General features: G+C 69.9%; 17 protein-coding genes and 1 tRNA gene. 9 read left to right on the plus strand and 9 right to left on the minus strand.

Annotated elements, in window-relative coordinates; translation table 11 throughout:
* Window positions 1-329 precede the first annotated feature (329 nt).
* Window positions 330-1,802 carry a glycoside hydrolase 100 family protein gene (locus CBM981_RS08050; protein ID WP_087067990.1) on the plus strand — a complete coding sequence of 491 codons (1,473 nt, stop codon included), beginning with the start codon at window positions 330-332 and terminating at the stop codon, window positions 1,800-1,802.
* A 104-nt stretch (window positions 1,803-1,906) separates the two neighbouring features.
* Here CBM981_RS08050 and petD read toward each other — a convergent pair whose 3' ends face one another.
* Both petD and petB read right to left on the minus strand, forming a co-directional pair.
* Window positions 1,907-2,389, minus strand: a complete 483-nt coding sequence (gene petD, locus CBM981_RS08055) for a cytochrome b6-f complex subunit IV (protein ID WP_006911783.1) — start codon at window positions 2,387-2,389, stop codon at window positions 1,907-1,909.
* An 85-nt stretch (window positions 2,390-2,474) separates the two neighbouring features.
* Window positions 2,475-3,146 (minus strand): cytochrome b6, encoded by a 672-nt coding sequence (petB, locus tag CBM981_RS08060; RefSeq protein WP_087067991.1) that lies wholly within the window; start codon window positions 3,144-3,146, stop codon window positions 2,475-2,477.
* A 50-nt stretch (window positions 3,147-3,196) separates the two neighbouring features.
* On the opposite strand from petB, the gene ctpZ reads away from it, so the two are divergent.
* From ctpZ to CBM981_RS08095, 7 genes are all read left to right on the plus strand, one after another.
* Complete coding sequence (ctpZ, locus tag CBM981_RS08065) at window positions 3,197-4,462, plus strand: carboxyl-terminal processing protease CtpZ (protein WP_369801594.1); 1,266 nt, start codon at window positions 3,197-3,199, stop codon at window positions 4,460-4,462.
* Window positions 4,459-5,700, plus strand: a complete 1,242-nt coding sequence (locus tag CBM981_RS08070) for an HD domain-containing protein (RefSeq protein ID WP_087067992.1) — start codon at window positions 4,459-4,461, stop codon at window positions 5,698-5,700. The genes ctpZ and CBM981_RS08070 overlap by 4 nt, the downstream gene beginning before the upstream one ends.
* The gene (gene minC / locus CBM981_RS08075) at window positions 5,700-6,410 is read left to right on the plus strand and encodes a septum site-determining protein MinC (protein WP_087067993.1); all 711 of its coding nucleotides are present in this window, start codon (window positions 5,700-5,702) and stop codon (window positions 6,408-6,410) included. Before CBM981_RS08070 ends, minC begins: the two co-directional genes overlap by 1 nt.
* Before the next feature lie 124 nt (window positions 6,411-6,534).
* Window positions 6,535-7,353, plus strand: coding sequence for a septum site-determining protein MinD (minD, locus tag CBM981_RS08080; protein ID WP_087067994.1), 819 nt, complete (start codon window positions 6,535-6,537; stop codon window positions 7,351-7,353).
* A gap of 4 nt (window positions 7,354-7,357) precedes the next feature.
* Complete coding sequence (gene minE / locus CBM981_RS08085) at window positions 7,358-7,678, plus strand: cell division topological specificity factor MinE (protein WP_087067995.1); 321 nt, start codon at window positions 7,358-7,360, stop codon at window positions 7,676-7,678.
* Between the two features lie 71 nt (window positions 7,679-7,749).
* A complete protein-coding gene (locus CBM981_RS08090; RefSeq protein ID WP_087067996.1) occupies window positions 7,750-8,010 on the plus strand; it encodes a response regulator transcription factor in 261 nt (86 codons plus the stop codon).
* A gap of 52 nt (window positions 8,011-8,062) precedes the next feature.
* A tRNA-Thr gene (locus tag CBM981_RS08095) sits at window positions 8,063-8,134 on the plus strand.
* A 44-nt stretch (window positions 8,135-8,178) separates the two neighbouring features.
* Here CBM981_RS08095 and CBM981_RS08100 read toward each other — a convergent pair.
* The 7 genes from CBM981_RS08100 to CBM981_RS08125 all read right to left on the minus strand — a co-directional run bounded on the left by CBM981_RS08100 (window position 8,179) and on the right by CBM981_RS08125 (window position 13,554).
* Window positions 8,179-8,712: a hypothetical protein gene (locus tag CBM981_RS08100; protein ID WP_087067997.1), complete on the minus strand. Its 534-nt coding sequence runs from the start codon at window positions 8,710-8,712 to the stop codon at window positions 8,179-8,181.
* 146 nt (window positions 8,713-8,858) lie between these two features.
* On the minus strand, window positions 8,859-10,121 hold the full coding sequence (locus CBM981_RS08105; RefSeq protein WP_172820850.1) for a glycoside hydrolase family 10 protein: 1,263 nt from the start codon (window positions 10,119-10,121) through the stop codon (window positions 8,859-8,861).
* A 37-nt stretch (window positions 10,122-10,158) separates the two neighbouring features.
* Entirely contained in the window at window positions 10,159-10,314 is a 156-nt protein-coding gene (locus tag CBM981_RS15315) for a hypothetical protein (RefSeq protein WP_157665381.1), read from the minus strand.
* A gap of 9 nt (window positions 10,315-10,323) precedes the next feature.
* A complete protein-coding gene (locus CBM981_RS08110; protein WP_225867308.1) occupies window positions 10,324-10,929 on the minus strand; it encodes an L-threonylcarbamoyladenylate synthase in 606 nt (201 codons plus the stop codon).
* Window positions 10,919-11,794, minus strand: a complete 876-nt coding sequence (gene prmC, locus CBM981_RS08115) for a peptide chain release factor N(5)-glutamine methyltransferase (RefSeq protein WP_087069288.1) — start codon at window positions 11,792-11,794, stop codon at window positions 10,919-10,921. Before prmC ends, CBM981_RS08110 begins: the two co-directional genes overlap by 11 nt.
* 70 nt (window positions 11,795-11,864) lie before the next feature.
* Entirely contained in the window at window positions 11,865-13,076 is a 1,212-nt protein-coding gene (locus tag CBM981_RS08120; RefSeq protein WP_172820851.1) for a DNA-processing protein DprA, read from the minus strand.
* A 25-nt stretch (window positions 13,077-13,101) separates the two neighbouring features.
* The gene (locus CBM981_RS08125) at window positions 13,102-13,554 is read right to left on the minus strand and encodes an acyl-CoA thioesterase (protein WP_087067999.1); all 453 of its coding nucleotides are present in this window, start codon (window positions 13,552-13,554) and stop codon (window positions 13,102-13,104) included.
* 59 nt (window positions 13,555-13,613) lie between these two features.
* Here CBM981_RS08125 and CBM981_RS08130 point away from each other — a divergent pair, with 59 nt between their 5' ends.
* The gene (locus CBM981_RS08130) at window positions 13,614-14,462 is read left to right on the plus strand and encodes a universal stress protein (protein WP_087068000.1); all 849 of its coding nucleotides are present in this window, start codon (window positions 13,614-13,616) and stop codon (window positions 14,460-14,462) included.
* Window positions 14,463-14,602 lie beyond the last annotated feature (140 nt).

Below are 14,602 nucleotides of genomic sequence, written 5' to 3' on the forward strand. Positions count from 1 at the left end.
TAAACGTTTCGGTTGTCCAGGTTCCTCCACCTCCACACCAGTCACCCCGGTGCTCTCGGTGGACGCTGCCTCGCGGTTCCCCGCTCCGGCAACTCAGAAAACTTACATCACCGGGGGGCTCCTGCCTTGCGGCCCTCGCTTCCCCTCCGTAAGCCCGCTAACCCCGCAGCTCTCGCTCCTGGGGCGCAGTCCAAAACTGTAGCAGATGTCACGGCGGGGGCGGCGCCTCCAGTAGCGGAGCATCGGTCTTCTGGCCGACCACTGACCAATCCCCGCACCCTGCTTAGGGTCTGGGGACCGGCCCGTTGGGGCCCATGCCACCCGCGCGGATGCCCCCCCAATTCAGCCAGGAGCGCCTGCGCGTCAGGCCCAGTTCCCGCGAGGAGGCTGTGGTGGCCAGGGCCCGCGAGCACTTCGAGCGCACCCTGGTGCGGGTGCGAGGCGAACTGGTGGGCTCCGTAGCCGCCCTGGAACATCCGCGCAAACACGACGAGGCCAATTACGGCGAGGTGTTCCTGCGCGACAACGTGCCGGTGATGCTCTACCTGCTGCTGCAGGGGCGCTACGAGATCGTGCGCCACTTCCTGAGCGTGTGCCTGGATCTGCAGAGCACCAAGTACCAGACCCGCGGCGTGTTCCCCACCAGCTTCGTGGAAGAGGAGGGCCAGATCGTGGCCGACTACGGCCAGCGCTCGATCGGCCGCATCACCTCCGTGGACGCCAGCCTCTGGTGGCCGGTGCTCTGCTGGCTCTACGTGAAGCGCAGCAAGGACGTGGAGTTCGCCACCAGCCAGCGGGTGCAGCGGGGCGTGCAGCTGCTGCTGGATCTGGTGCTGCATCCCACCTTCGAAGGCACGCCGGTGCTGTTCGTGCCGGACTGCGCCTTCATGATTGACCGTCCCATGGATGTGTGGGGCGCCCCCCTGGAGGTGGAGGTGCTGCTGTTCGGCTGTCTGCGCAGCTGCTGCAACCTGATGGAGATCGCCAAGACCAGCTCGATGAGCCGGCTGCTGGATCAGCGGCTGGTGCTGACGCGGCAGTGGCTCCATGACCTGCGCTCCTTCCTGCTGAAGCACTACTGGGTGACCAGCAAGACCATGCAGGTGCTGCGCCGGCGGCCCACCGAGCAGTACGGCGACCACCAGCACGAGAACGAATTCAACGTGCAGCCCCAGGTGATCCCCCCCTGGCTGCAGGACTGGCTGGAAAACCGCGGCGGCTACCTGATCGGCAACATCCGCACCGGCCGGCCGGATTTCCGCTTCTACAGCCTCGGCAACTCCCTGGCCTGCCTGTTCGGCCTGCTCACCGCGCCGCAGCAGCGGGCCCTGTTCCGGCTGGTGCTCCACAACCGGGGTGACCTGATGGCCCAGATGCCGATGCGCATCTGCCATCCACCGATGGAGGCCGATGAGTGGCGCAACAAGACGGGGTCCGATCCCAAGAACTGGCCCTGGAGCTACCACAACGGCGGCCACTGGCCGAGCCTGCTCTGGTTCCTGGGGGGGGCCATCCTGCTGCACGAGCAGTGCCATCCCCAGGCGGACGTGCTGCTGATGGGCCAGATGAAGGCCATGCTGGAGGAGTGCTACTGGAGCCAGCTCAACCAGCTGCCCAGGCAGCAGTGGGCCGAGTATTTCGACGGCCCCACCGGCACCTGGGTGGGGCAGCAGGCGCGCACCTACCAGACCTGGACGATCGTGGGCTTTCTGCTGCTGCACCACCTGCTGCGGATGAAGCCCGAAGACGTGACCCTGCTGGATCTCGACCCCGATCCCGCCTCAGGCCTGCTCCACTCCTGAGCAGCAGCGCAGCAAGGCGGGGGGCACTCGCAGACAAAAAAAAGCCGCGACCGGAGTCGCGGCAGGGGGTGCACAGAAAAGAGCTGACAACGACAGGGTCTGGATCAGAACAGACCCAGGGTCAGCGACTTGTCGATCGGCAGAGCAGCCCCGATCCCGAGGTAAATGGTGAACACCGTTCCGAACAGGAACACGGCCATGGCCACGGGACGGCGGAAGGGGTTCTGGAACTTGTTGAAGCTCTCGATGAAGGGAACCAGCATCAGCCCCAGCGGGATCATGGTCTGCAGGGCGATGCCCAGGAGCTTGTTGGGCACCACCCGCAGGATCTGGAACACCGGGTAGAGGTACCACTCGGGCAGGATTTCCAGAGGCGTGGCGAAGGGATCGGCCTTGTCGCCCAGCATGGCGGGATCAAGCACGGCCAGGCCGACGATGCAGCCGATGGTGCCCAGGATCACCACCGGGAACATGTAGAGCAGGTCGTTGGGCCAGGCGGGCTCGCCGTAATAGTTGTGGCCCATGCCCTTGGCCAGCTTGGCGCGGAGAGCGGGGTCGGTGAGGTCAGGCTTCTTGAGGATGTGCATGGCGTTGGCCGGGTGCCGTGATCGCTGGTCGTGGGGGGAAGCTAGGAAGGCCGCCGGAGCGGCAGTGGGAGACTGTTTCGAACAGTCACAAGGGGCCGGAGATGCCCTGCTTCCGGATCATCAGGAAGTGCATGAGCATGAACACCGCCAGCAGCCAGGGCATCACGAAGGTGTGGAGGCTGTAGAAGCGGGTGAGGGTGGCCTGGCCCACGGACTCACCGCCGCGCAGCAGTTCCACCATGAAATCACCCACCACCGGCACGGCAGCAGGAACGCCACTCACGATCTTCACAGCCCAGTAGCCCACCTGGTCCCAGGGGAGGGAGTAGCCGGTGACGCCGAACGACACGGTGATGACGGCCATGGTGACGCCGGTGACCCAGGTGAGCTCCCGGGGCCGCTTGAAGCCGCCGGTGAGATACACGCGGAACACGTGCAGGATCAGCATCAGCACCATCATCGAGGCGCTCCAGCGGTGCACCGAGCGGATCAGCCAGCCGAAGCTCACGTCGGTCATCAGGTACTGCACCGAGGCGTAGGCCTCGGCCACGGTGGGCTTGTAATAGAACGTCATCGCGAAGCCCGTCGCGAACTGGATCAGGAAGCACACCAGGGTGATCCCGCCCAGGCAATAGAAGATGTTGACGTGGGGCGGCACGTACTTGGCCGAGATGTCGTCGGCAATCGCCTGGATCTCGAGACGCTCCTCGAACCAGTCGTAGACCGGGGACGACTTTCCAGCAGGAGTGTTCGCCATGCAGCTGGGAGGTTTGGTTGCGAGAGTCTACGCACCACCTCGAAGGCACCGTGAGCACCGAACGCCCGTGGTTGCGGCCATCCCCGCTCCCCTGCCGGCCCCGATGGGCCAGCGCCCTCAGGGCTGCCCTGGCCCTCGGGGTGGTGCTGCTGCTGGCGGCAGCCCCGGTGCGGGCCCTCAGCGATGCGCAGCAGCTCGTGGTGGAGGCGTGGCGCCTGGTGAACCAGAGCTACGTGGATCCCCAGCGCTTCGAAGCCGTGCACTGGCGCAGGCTGCGCCAGAAGGCGCTGGAACGGCCGATCTCCAGCTCCGACGACGCCTACACGGCCATCGAGGCCATGCTCGCGCCGATCGGCGACCCCTACACGCGGCTGCTGCGGCCGGATGACTACGCCAACCTGCGTTCCAGCACCCAGGGCAGCGTCAACGGCGTGGGCCTGCAGATCGGCCTGCGCGACGGCGACCAGCGCGTGGTGGTGATCGCCCCGCTGGACGACTCACCAGCGGCCGAGGCGGGCCTGACCAGCGGAACGGAGCTGCTGGCGGTGGACGGCGAACCCACGCCAGCCCTGGGCCTCGAGGGCACGGCCGCGGCCCTGCGGGGCAGCACCGGCAGCCAGGTGCTGGTGACGGTGGCCCGCTCCGGCCAGCCCGAGGAGGTGGTGCTGGAGCGGAGGCAGGTGAACCTGCGCCCCGTGCGCAGCCGGCGGCTGCGGCTCGAGGGCCACACCGTGGGCTACCTGCGGATCACCCAGTTCGCCGAGCCGGTGCCCGAGCAGGTGCATCAGGCCCTCACCGACCTGGTGGACCAGGGTATCGAAGGCCTGCTGCTCGATCTGCGCAACAACTCGGGGGGCCTGGTGAGCGCCGGGCTGGCGGTGGCCGACCAGCTGCTCGACCGCCAGCCGATCGTCGAGACCCAGGACCGCGATGGCCTGAGCTCGCCCGTGCAGGCGGGTGCCGGCCAGCTCTACGACGGACCGATGCTGACCCTGGTGAACGGCGGTACGGCCAGCGCCAGCGAGATCCTCGCCGGTGCCCTGCAGGACAACGGCCGCAGTGCGCTGGCGGGCAGCCGCACCTTCGGCAAGGGCCTGATCCAGAGCCTGCTGCCCCTCAGCGACAGCAGCGGATTGGCGGTGACCGTGGCCCGCTACGTGACCCCCAGCGGCCGGGATATCCAGAATCAGGGCATCGAGCCTGACCATCCCCTGCCCGCGCCCGAGCCGCTCAACCCAGGCGGCGACAACGATGCCTGGCTGCAGGAGGCGTCGGATCTGCTGCTGGAGCAGATCGGGGCCAGCGACGGGCCATGAGCAGCCGCGTCTACCACGACCCGCTGCACGGCGCGATCCGCCTGAGCCGCCAGCAGCCCGCCGAAGCCCTGGCGATCGCCCTGATCGACACGCCCCCCTTCCAGCGCCTGCGCCGGATCCGGCAGCTTGGGCCGGCCTTTCTCACCTTTCACGGCGCCGAATTCAGCCGTTTCACCCATTCCCTGGGCGTGCTGCACCTGGCGCGGCTGGCCCTTCACGACCTGGAGACCCTGCATCCCCAGCTGGCAGAGCACCGGGGGGTGCTCTACGCCGCTGCCCTGCTGCACGATGTGGGCCATGGCCCCCTGAGCCACGCGGGGGAGGAGATGTACGGCCTGCGCCACGAGGCCTGGTCAGGTCGCCTGGTGCGCGATCATCCCGCCCTGCGCGACCTGCTCGAACGCCATGCGCAAGGCTCTGCCGATGCCGTGGCCGATCTGCTGGAACACGGCCGCTATCCCTGCGCGGCCATCAAGGCGCTGGTGAGCAGCCAGCTGGACTGCGACCGGCTCGACTACCTGCTGCGCGACAGCTACAGCACCGGCACCAGCTACGGCCGGCTCGATCTGGAGCGGATCCTGGCCGCCCTGACCCTGGCCCCCGATGGCAGCCTGGCGGTGCATCCCAGGGGGCTGATGGCGGTGGAGCACTACCTGGTGGTGCGCAACCTGATGTACCGCAGCGTGTACAACCATCGGCTCAATGTGGTGTGCAACTGGCTGCTGCGCCGGGTGATCAGCGTGGCGCGTCAGCTGGGCCCCGGCGCGGTGTGGGCCGATCGGGTGATGGGCCGCTGGCTCTGGGAGCCCGCCCAGCTGGATCTGAGCACCTATCTGGCCAACGACGACGTCCGCACCGGCTATCACCTCGAGCGCTGGATGGAGGACGGGCCCGCGGAACTGGCCGAGCCCTGCGGCCGGCTGCTGGAGCGCAGGCTGCTGAAGGCCACCGATGTGAGCGGCCTGACCCGGGAACGCCGTCTGGAGCTGCTGGCCGAGGCCAGGCGGCTGGCCGGCGTCGAGGGCTTCGATCCCGATGGTTGCTGTGCCCTCGAGCAACGTCAGAGCCGGGGCTACGACCCCTATGCCGGCGGACTCCGCCTCTGGGATGGGCAGCAGCTGCAGGCCCTGGAGCAACGCTCCGTGATGGTGCGCAGCCTCAGCGAGCCCACGGAGCTGGCCTGGCTGATTCATCCCGGCGAAGTGGCCCCTAGGTTGCGGCGGTTGCTGCAGGCCTGATGACCGCGACGCCGCTCAGCGCCCTGTTCCTCTCCTCCGGTGCGGACGGCGCCCCTCACCAGCTCGTGCTCCCCCGACCCGGCGGCGGCCAGGGCGCCGCCGAGCTGGTGGCCGCCGCCCTGGCGAGCGCGCGCCTGCTGAACAACCTCCCGGCGGCGGGGGCCGTGGACCTGCACGCCGGCGACTGGTGGCTGCCGGTGGGGGAGCTGAGGGCCATGGCCACAGCGCTGGCGGAGGCTGGCCTCACCCTGCAGGGCCTCCTGAGCAGCAACCGGCGCTCCCTGGTGGCCGGCGCGGCGCTGGGCCTGGAGTCGCGGCTCCTGCTCGCCCCGTGCACGGGTGTGGAGGCGGGTGGGGGATCGCCGCCGACCCTGACCCTGCACCGCGGCACCCTCCGCTCCGGCGACCATCTCCAGAGCGAAGGATCGCTGCTGCTGCTGGGGGATGTGAATCCAGGCGCCCGGGTCACCGCCAGCGGCCACGTGCTGGTGTGGGGCCGGTTGCGGGGCACGGCCCATGCCGGCTGCCGGGGCGACAGCCAGGCCCTGATCGTGGCCCTGCAGCTGCAGCCCCTGCAGCTGCGGATCGCCGATGCCGTGGCCCGCGGGCCCAAGGGCACGCCACCGGCAGGACTGGCCGAGCAGGCCAGCCTGGTGGATGGGGCCATCCGGCTCGAGCCGGCGCCACCGCAGTGGCCCCTCAGCGCCTGATCACGGCGGTGCAGTCCGGGGCTGGCGGGTATCCCGCTGCAGCCGCTCCCCGGAGGAGCCAAATCCCCGCCAGGGGGTGCGGCAGGGAATTTGGCCTTAGCCTGCCCCGACCTCAGCCAGTGCCGTGCCAGCCGCGTCCACCCGCTTCATTCTGATCTGCTCCGGCAAAGGGGGCGTGGGCAAGACCACGCTCACCGCCAATCTGGGCATCGCCCTGGCCAAGCAGGGGGCACGCACCGCGGTGCTGGATGCCGATTTCGGTCTGCGCAACCTCGACCTGCTGCTGGGGCTGGAGAACCGCATCGTCTACACCGCCCAGGACGTGCTGGCCGAGTCCTGCCGCCTGGAGCAGGCCCTGGTGAAGCACAAGCAGGAACCGAACCTGGCCCTGCTGCCTGCCGGCAACCCCCGCATGCTCGAGTGGCTGAAGCCGGAAGACATGCAGAAGATCGCCGCGCTGGTGGGCGAGAGCTTCGACTACGTGCTGATCGACGCGCCGGCCGGCATCGAAGGCGGCTTCCGCAATGCCATGGCCGCGGCCCGCGAGGCGATCGTGGTCACCACACCCGAGGTGTCCGCCGTGCGGGACGCCGACCGGGTGATCGGACTGCTCAACACCGAGGGGGTGAAACCGATCCAGCTGGTGCTCAACCGGGTGCGGCCGAAGATGATGGCCAACCAGGAGATGCTGGCCGTCGACGACGTGACGGACATCCTGGCCCTTCCCTTGCTGGGGCTGGTGCTGGAGGACGAGCAGGTGATCGTGTCCACCAACCGCGGCGAACCCCTCACCCTCAGCGACATCCAGTCCCCTGCCAGCAGGGCCTACACCAACGTGGCCCGCCGCCTGCGCGGTGAGGTGGTGCCGCTGATCGATCCCTCCAAGGAGCGCCAGGGACTGCGGGCCAAGATCGGCCGCCTGATGCAAACCAAGATCTTCTGAGCCGATGACGCTGCGCGATCTGATCAACAAGCTGCTGGGACGGGAGCCCGCCAGTGCCACCACCGCCAAGCAGCGCCTGCAGCTGGTGCTGGCCCACGACCGCAGCGATCTCAATCCCGAGCTGCTCCAGCAGATGCGCCGGGAAATCCTCGAGGTGGTGAGCCGCTACGTGGAGATCGATCTCGAGGAGGGGGATGTGAGCCTGGAGACGGAAGATCGGGTGACCGCGCTGGTGGCCAACCTGCCGATCAAGGGCACGCGACCCCTGGTGTCGGGAACGCCCGCCGCCGGCAGTTCGGCAGCGGCCCCCGGCAAGCTCCCCTGAGGCCCCTGCCCCCGGACCTGCCCTGTGTGGCAACCCTGTGCTGAACGCCACCCGGCGCCACGGAGTTCTGCATGGCCCAGCCCGGCCCCGCCTTCCCCGGCCCCAGTCCCGCCTTCAGCCCGGGTGTCTCGGCGGCGGGCACCCCCCCGGTGGCCACCCCGGCCGAAGCCCGGGTGCTGGGTCTGGTGTGCCGAGGCCACAGCAACCGCGACATCGCCACGGCTCTGGTGGTGAGCGTGCGCACCGTGGAGAGTCACATCTCCAGCCTGCTGGCCAAGACCGGTTGCCGGAACCGCACCCAGCTGCTGATCTGGGCCCTGTCCGCCGAGTAATTTGGCCATCGGGAACCCGGGGCGGCGCACCCTCCGCCAGGATCACTCCCCGGCCGGCTTAGCTCAGCGGTAGAGCAGCGCTTTTGTAAAGCGAAGGCCATCGGTTCAAATCCGTTAGCCGGCTTTCTCCAGACTCCCGGGGCCCGTGGGGCCCGGCGGCTCTCAGACTCAGAAAATCCCCATCAGGCCTTCCTTCACCTGAATCTGCACCGGCTTCTCGTCGGTGTCGAGGGTCACGTCGGTCTCCACCTTGAGCGGCTCCGGCGTGGCCACCTTCACATCCCCCTCCACCTGCACCGGCAGGGTTTCTTCGGCCTTCACAGCCACCGAGCCCTGAACGGGGAGGGCTTCGGAGGCTCTCACCTGCACCGGGTTGGTCACCACCACCCTGGGCTCTCCCGTGATCGGAATGGGGGCCCTGGGGTCAATCCCCACCTGGCCATGCACCAACACCTTCTCCTTGAGGTTGATCTTGATCGCCCCATCGAGCTGATGCACCTTGATCGGCTGTTCCAACTCGGCCACCTGGGCCTTCACGGCCAGGGGTTCATCCAGCGGCATGGCGAGCCGGATCGGAATGGGCCGGCTCAGCACGTGGAGCAGCACCCCCCCCAGCACGGCGGAGGACACCACCAGGGCGCAGGGCCAGCGCACGGCCAGCAGCACCTTGTACCAGGGCGCATCATCGATGGCTGCAGACATGGGATCAAGAGGTCAGGACCACCGCAGGACGCATGCAGCTCACACGCCCGACGGCCTGGGGCATTCAAACGGAGGCCCGCAGGACTATCCCGCCCCGCCAGTAAGCCCACACAGGCCCAGGGGCCCGGACACGACCGCGCCGAGGATCAGAGCCCGACCGCCGGTGTGGGGAGCGGGGGCGGGGGCGAAGGAGGAGCGGCGGCAGGGCCCCGCGAAGGCTGAACCTGGGGGACGCTGGGCGCGGCCGGACTCCGGCGCGGTGCCGGAGCCGCAAACCAGCGGCCCAGGGCCGCCTGGCGCTGATCCGGCGATTCGGGGCCCAGATTCCAGAGGCTCTCGAAATAGAAGAACGCCACGCCCAGACCCTGGGCCCGGTTGGCCCTCACCTTCTCCTCCAGCAGGTCGATGGCGGTCGGTCGGTTGCGTTGCCCGCTCATGATCGCGATAGCCGTGGGAATCTTCGCGCGCGCCTCCTTCACCTCCGGCCGCACCAGGTGGGGCAGATAACTCGGCAGATCAGGACGGTAGATCTGCACCAGCAACTCATCGGCGATCCCCTTGCGGACCCAGGCGAGCCAATCCTGAAGCTGGAGTTTGTAGGCGAAGTTGTAGTAATTGGGCGAGACCGAAATCACGGCATCGGGGTTGGCAGCCCGCACCTTCTTGCTGAGCCGGTCCATGAAGGCCGTGATCTTGTCAGCCCGCCACTTCACCCAGGCGCCGTCTGCTGGGTTGGCCGGGGGCGCCTTGCCCGTTTCGCGGCGGTACAGCGCCACGGTGAAGGGGTCGTAACCGAATTCCCGGGGCAGGCTCATGTGGTCGTCGAACTGGATCCCGTCGGCGCCGTAGCGGCCCACCACCTCCAGCACCAGATCGGTGATCAGCTGCTGCACCTCGGGGCGGAAAGGATTGAGCCAGGCCACTTCCCCAGCGGCGCTGATCGAGGTGAGCCCGCCATCGCGCTGGCGGGTCAGCCAGTCCGGGTGACGCCGGGCCAGGGCTGAATCCTTGGGAGCCATGAAGCCGAACTCAAACCAGGGGATCACCAGCAGCCCCTGCCTGCGCCCCTCCGCGATCAGTTCACCCAGCACGTCCTGGCCCTGCAGCCCCCGGTAGGTGAAGTGCTGCAGCTGGCGGTCCTCCACCACCTGGCTTGGGTAATAGGCGATTCCACCGTTCCACACCACCGGGTAGAGGGTGTTGAACCGCAGGGCGGCGAGATCGGCCACGGCGGCCCGCATCCGCTCGCGATCCCTGAGCACCGGCATGTCGTTGGCGGTGAGCCACACCCCGCGCAGCTCAGGCGCGGCCTGCTGGGCCAGGGCGCTGGGGCCGCCATGCCCCAGCAGGGTCACCCCCCAGGTGAGCACCGCGAACAACGCAGCCAGCAGACGAAGACGACGACGCAACAGGTGTGTGACTACGAGGGGTGAAACCTAGGCCGGTTCAACGCCGGCCGGCCAGCAGCCAGAGCAGCACCAGCAGAGGGGGCACAGGCAGCCAGCCGGCCTGCAACACCCCCGTGAGGCCGCCGATCAGGGGGGTCGCCATCCAGTGGTAACAGGCGATGGCCACGGCCAGCACCAGGATCAGAGCCGCCATGGTCGAACCTCAGGGAGCGATGCCTGGGGGCATCACAGCGCCCGCACGCAACACCTGCCAGGCACCCGAGGCCGACCAGGCCAGCACCGTGCTGGCCACACCTGCGGCCTGCGGCCAGGGCAGCGGGCCCAGCAGGGGCAGATGGGGAAAGCAGGCGGCCGCCTCTGCCGCCGTGGTGGCCGGGGGGCGGCCCGAGGGATTGGCGCTGGTGGTGGCCAGGGGGCCACTCAGCCGGAGCAGGGCCCGGGTCTGCGCACAGGCGGGGACCCGCAGACCCAGGGTGTTGCTGCCCGGATTCAGGGCTTCCACCACGGGGCCGGAGGCGGGCAGCACCAGGGTGAGGGCGCCGGGCCAGCCCTGGCCCGCCATGGTCTGCCACTCCGGCCGCCAGGGCTCACCCAGCAGGGGAAGGAGCTGCTCGAGCTCGGCGCCCATCAGGATCAGGGGCTTCCCGGCCGGCCGGCTCTTGAGGCCCCAGATCTGGCCGGCATGCTCCGGACAGGCGGCCAGGGCCGGCAGGGTGTCCGTGGGGAGGAGGGCAGCCTCCCCCCCGCGCAGCCGTTCCGCCAGCTGGGGCGGGGTGCAGATCTGGGGCGACAGGGGGTCAACGGTCACGGGAGGCTTGCTGGGGCTTGCGGGCCGAGGCGAAGCGGCGCACGGTCTCGAGGTCGCGATGGGCCTGCACCTGGGTCAGGCCCGCCTCGGCGAGCAGTTCCGCCACAGCCTCACTCTGGTCGTGATGGTGCTCCAGCAGCAGCCAGCCACCGGCAGCCAGCCCCGCCCCGGCACCTTGGACCACGGCCCGGATGGCCTGCAGCCCGTCGTCCCCCGCCTCCAGGGCCAGCCTGGGTTCGTGGTCGCGCACCACCGGTTCCAGCTCCTCCCACACGGCAGTGGGGATGTAGGGGGGGTTGGCCAGCGCCAGCTCCACCGCTCCCCGCCAGGGCAGCAGAGGTTCCCACCAGCTGCCCTGCAGCAACCGCACCCGGCCGACCGCTCCGAACACCTCGAGATTGGTGCGGGCCTGGCGGAGGGCCGCGGCACTGAGGTCCACCGCCAGGCCCCTGGCATCAGGCCACTGCCGCGCCAGGGCCACCGCCAGCGCGCCTGAGCCCGTGCCCAGATCGGCCCAGAGCGACGGGGGCTGCGGGCAGAGTTCCAGCGCCAGGTCCACCAGCAGCTCGGTTTCCTGGCGAGGGATCAGCACCCCGGGGCCCACCTGCAGCTCCAGATCGCGCCAGGGGCAGAGGCCCACCAGATACTGCAGGGGTTCGCCTGTCTCAAGGTGCCGGCGCCAGAGCTGCTCGAGCTCGGCCGGATCCCGCCGGAGCTGCACGGCCGCAGCGGGGTCCAGCCGCAGGCGCTGAAGCTGGGTCCAGCGCAGGCCGCCGGCGAGATCGAGCAGCCAGTCGAAATCGGCCGGCCGACCACCCTCCGCCAGACAGCGTCGGCGCCAGGCCAGCAGGGCCTCGCCGGCCATGCTGACCGAGTCAGCGGCCCGATTGGCTGGCCCCTGCAGCATCCCAAGGCCCCGTTGCCCTGGGGAGACCCTAGATCCGGCGCCAGCGCAAGCCTGGCTCCGCCTGCACCAGCCCGGCCAGCTCCAGGGTGAGCAGGCGTGCGGCCACCTGGGGGGCAGGCTGGTCCAGGGCCCGGCAGAGCTGCTCCAGGCAGGCGCCTCCACCCTCCAGCACCTGCAGCAGAGCCGCATCGGAGCCGCTGGATCGGCCGCCAGGCCGGACAGCCGATGGGGGCCGCCGGTGGGGCCCGGGGCCGAGCTGCTGGATGAGGTCGTCGGCCTCGAGCAGCGCGGAGGCACCCTGCGTCATCAAGCGGTTGCTGCCCCGGGCCGAGAGGCGGCCCGCGTCGGCCGGCACCACCCAGAGTGGCAGCAGGCTGTCCCAGGCCAGGCGGGCTGAATGGAGCGCCCCGCTCGACTCGGGGCACTCCACCACCACCACCGCCTGGGCGAGGGCCACCTGGAGACGGTTGCGGGCCGCGAAATGGCCCGGGCGCACGGCCGCGCCGGCCGGCTGCTCGCTCACCAGCAGTCCGCGCTCGGCCACCTCCCGCTGGAGACGGCCGTGATGGCGTGGATAGACCCGCTCCAGCGGGGTGCCCAGCACCGCCACCGGCACCCCACCCGCCTCCAGGCAGCCGCGGTGGGCCGCCGCATCGATCCCCTCCGCCAGGCCGCTCACCACCGGCCAGCCAGCCCGGGCCAGGGCCGCACCGAGGGCCTCGGCAGCGGCCATTCCGTGGCGGGATGGGCGACGGGTGCCCACGATCGCCACCCCCTGGCGACGGGCCAGCAGTGGCCAGAGGGCACCATGCCCGCGCCAGTGCAGCGCCAGTGGCGGCCTTTCCAGGGCGGCCATCGCTGCCGGATAGGTGGGATCACCGGGAAGCAGCACACGGCGCTCGGAGGCCAGCAGCCTCCGCAGCGAAGCCGGCGGGGCCGAACCGCCGAAGGGATCGGGCCCCCAGTGCCCACGGAAGCCAGCCAGGCGCTGCAGCCACGCGCCTCCGATCCCGGGCAGCAGCGCAAAGGCCTCCAGAGGCGCCTGCCAGGCCTCGGCCAGATCGCCGAACGTGGCCTCGATCGCCCGGAGGCGCACCCAGCCGACCCCAGGACAGGAGGCCCACAGCAGCCACCAGCGCCGCCGCTCCCGAGACCAGGCGCGCCCGCGCCCTCCGCCGCGGGCCCCCTGGCAGCCCGGCACCTCCGCCGCCCGCAGCGGCAACTGCAGCACCTGACCCATCAGCATCAGTACATCTGTACTGATGCTAAGACGGTCCCCGGCGCAGGGCCTCCACCGCCGCGGCGAGATCCGGCGGCAGCCTGCGCAGCACCCGCCGCCGGTCCGGCCCCGCGGAGCTGTCCAGCAGCACCAGCTCCACCTGCGCCTCGGCGGCGACGGCACCGTCAGGAGCCACGAAACAGCAGTACCAGGGCAGCTTGATGCCCTGGCGGGGCAGCACCACACTGCGCACCTGCACCAGATCGCCATGGAAGAGGGCCTGGCGGTAGCTGATCGCGAGCCCCACCACGGGCAGCTCCAGGCCCCGCCCGGAGAGCTCGCTGTAGGCCAGGCCCGCCGCCTCCAGGGCCTGCACCCGGGCCTCTTCCATCCAGGCGACGTAGGCCCCGTGCCACATCACCCCCGCATGGTCGGTGTGCTGGGGCAGGACGCGACGTTCCATCCGCCAGCTGCGGGGCTCCTCCATCACGGTGTGCATGCCAGGAGCTTCAGGCCTCACAAACCGCCATAGGCTGCCCGATAGCCCGCTGCCCAGCCGTGTTCCGCAACGTTCTGATCGCCGACTCCGGCAAAGGCCATGTGGAGGAGATGGTGCGGATGCTCCGCGAGATCCCCGTGGTGCGTCAGGCCCGCCTGAACCTGCTCCACGTGGTGCCGGAACAGGCCGGCGAGGACTTTCAGGAGCACTGGCAGGAAGCGGCCGGCATCGTGGCCGCCGCCGTGGGGCGCCTGAAGCTCGACCCCAGTGAGATCAACACCATCATCCGCCAGGGCGACACCAAGCAGACGGTGCTGCGGGTGGCGGAGGAGCTCCATGCCGACCTCATCGTGATGGGGTCCCGGGGGCTGAGCCGGCTGCAGTCCATTCTCAGCAACAGTGCCAGCCAGTACGTCTTCCAGCTCTCCACCCGCCCGATGCTGCTGGTGCGCGACGACCTCTATGTGCGCCACATCAACAAGGTGATGGTGGCCATCGATGGCACCGGGGTGGGCGACGATGCGCTGCGACTGGCCTGTGAGCTGGTGCGGGAGATCCCCGGGGGCACCCTCACCGGGATCCATGTGACCCGCCAGGACCTCACCCCCTCCCGGGGCGGCAAATCACCGGCCGATGATGTGCTGGAGCGGGCGGTGCAGCGAGCCCGGGGCCTGGGGGTGAGCCTGCAGCCGGTGCACCGAACCGGCGATGTGGGACGCACCGTCTGCGCGGCGGCCGAAGAACTGAAGAGCGATCTGGTGGTGATCGCCTCCCAGGACCGGCGGCCCGTGGTGGCCAAGGCCCTGGTGGATCTGGATCGTCTGCTCGGCAGTTCGGTGAGCGACTACATCCGTGTCCACGCCCCGGCTCCGGTGCTCCTGGTTCGCGAACCCGAAGGCCGGCGGTGATTCCGCCTGGAGTGGGCGGTGCCAGACAGGCTCCCCGCCGGGAGCCATGAGCCTGGGCGGGGCAGCCGTGCCGCCAGCACAGCTGGCGACGGGAGCATGGTCGGGCCCATCAGGCCGAGCGCTGGTGCCGAGCGCTGGTG

It is taken from the genome of Cyanobium sp. NIES-981, from assembly GCF_900088535.1.
Classification (GTDB): domain Bacteria; phylum Cyanobacteriota; class Cyanobacteriia; order PCC-6307; family Cyanobiaceae; genus NIES-981.

Coding starts and splice junctions, on each gene's coding strand:
- petD (WP_006911783.1), bottom strand. CDS start 2,389: ATGCACATCCTCAAGAAGCCTGACCTCACCGACCCCGCTCTCCGCGCC.
- CBM981_RS08120 (WP_172820851.1), bottom strand. CDS start 13,076: ATGGGTCAGGTGCTGCAGTTGCCGCTGCGGGCGGCGGAGGTGCCGGGC.
- CBM981_RS15315 (WP_157665381.1), bottom strand. CDS start 10,314: ATGGCGGCTCTGATCCTGGTGCTGGCCGTGGCCATCGCCTGTTACCAC.
- CBM981_RS08050 (WP_087067990.1), top strand. CDS start 330: ATGCCCCCCCAATTCAGCCAGGAGCGCCTGCGCGTCAGGCCCAGTTCC.
- CBM981_RS08125 (WP_087067999.1), bottom strand. CDS start 13,554: ATGCACACCGTGATGGAGGAGCCCCGCAGCTGGCGGATGGAACGTCGC.
- minC (WP_087067993.1), top strand. CDS start 5,700: ATGACCGCGACGCCGCTCAGCGCCCTGTTCCTCTCCTCCGGTGCGGAC.
- prmC (WP_087069288.1), bottom strand. CDS start 11,794: ATGGCCGGCGAGGCCCTGCTGGCCTGGCGCCGACGCTGTCTGGCGGAG.
- CBM981_RS08100 (WP_087067997.1), bottom strand. CDS start 8,712: ATGTCTGCAGCCATCGATGATGCGCCCTGGTACAAGGTGCTGCTGGCC.
- CBM981_RS08090 (WP_087067996.1), top strand. CDS start 7,750: ATGGCCCAGCCCGGCCCCGCCTTCCCCGGCCCCAGTCCCGCCTTCAGC.
- petB (WP_087067991.1), bottom strand. CDS start 3,146: ATGGCGAACACTCCTGCTGGAAAGTCGTCCCCGGTCTACGACTGGTTC.
- minE (WP_087067995.1), top strand. CDS start 7,358: ATGACGCTGCGCGATCTGATCAACAAGCTGCTGGGACGGGAGCCCGCC.
- CBM981_RS08070 (WP_087067992.1), top strand. CDS start 4,459: ATGAGCAGCCGCGTCTACCACGACCCGCTGCACGGCGCGATCCGCCTG.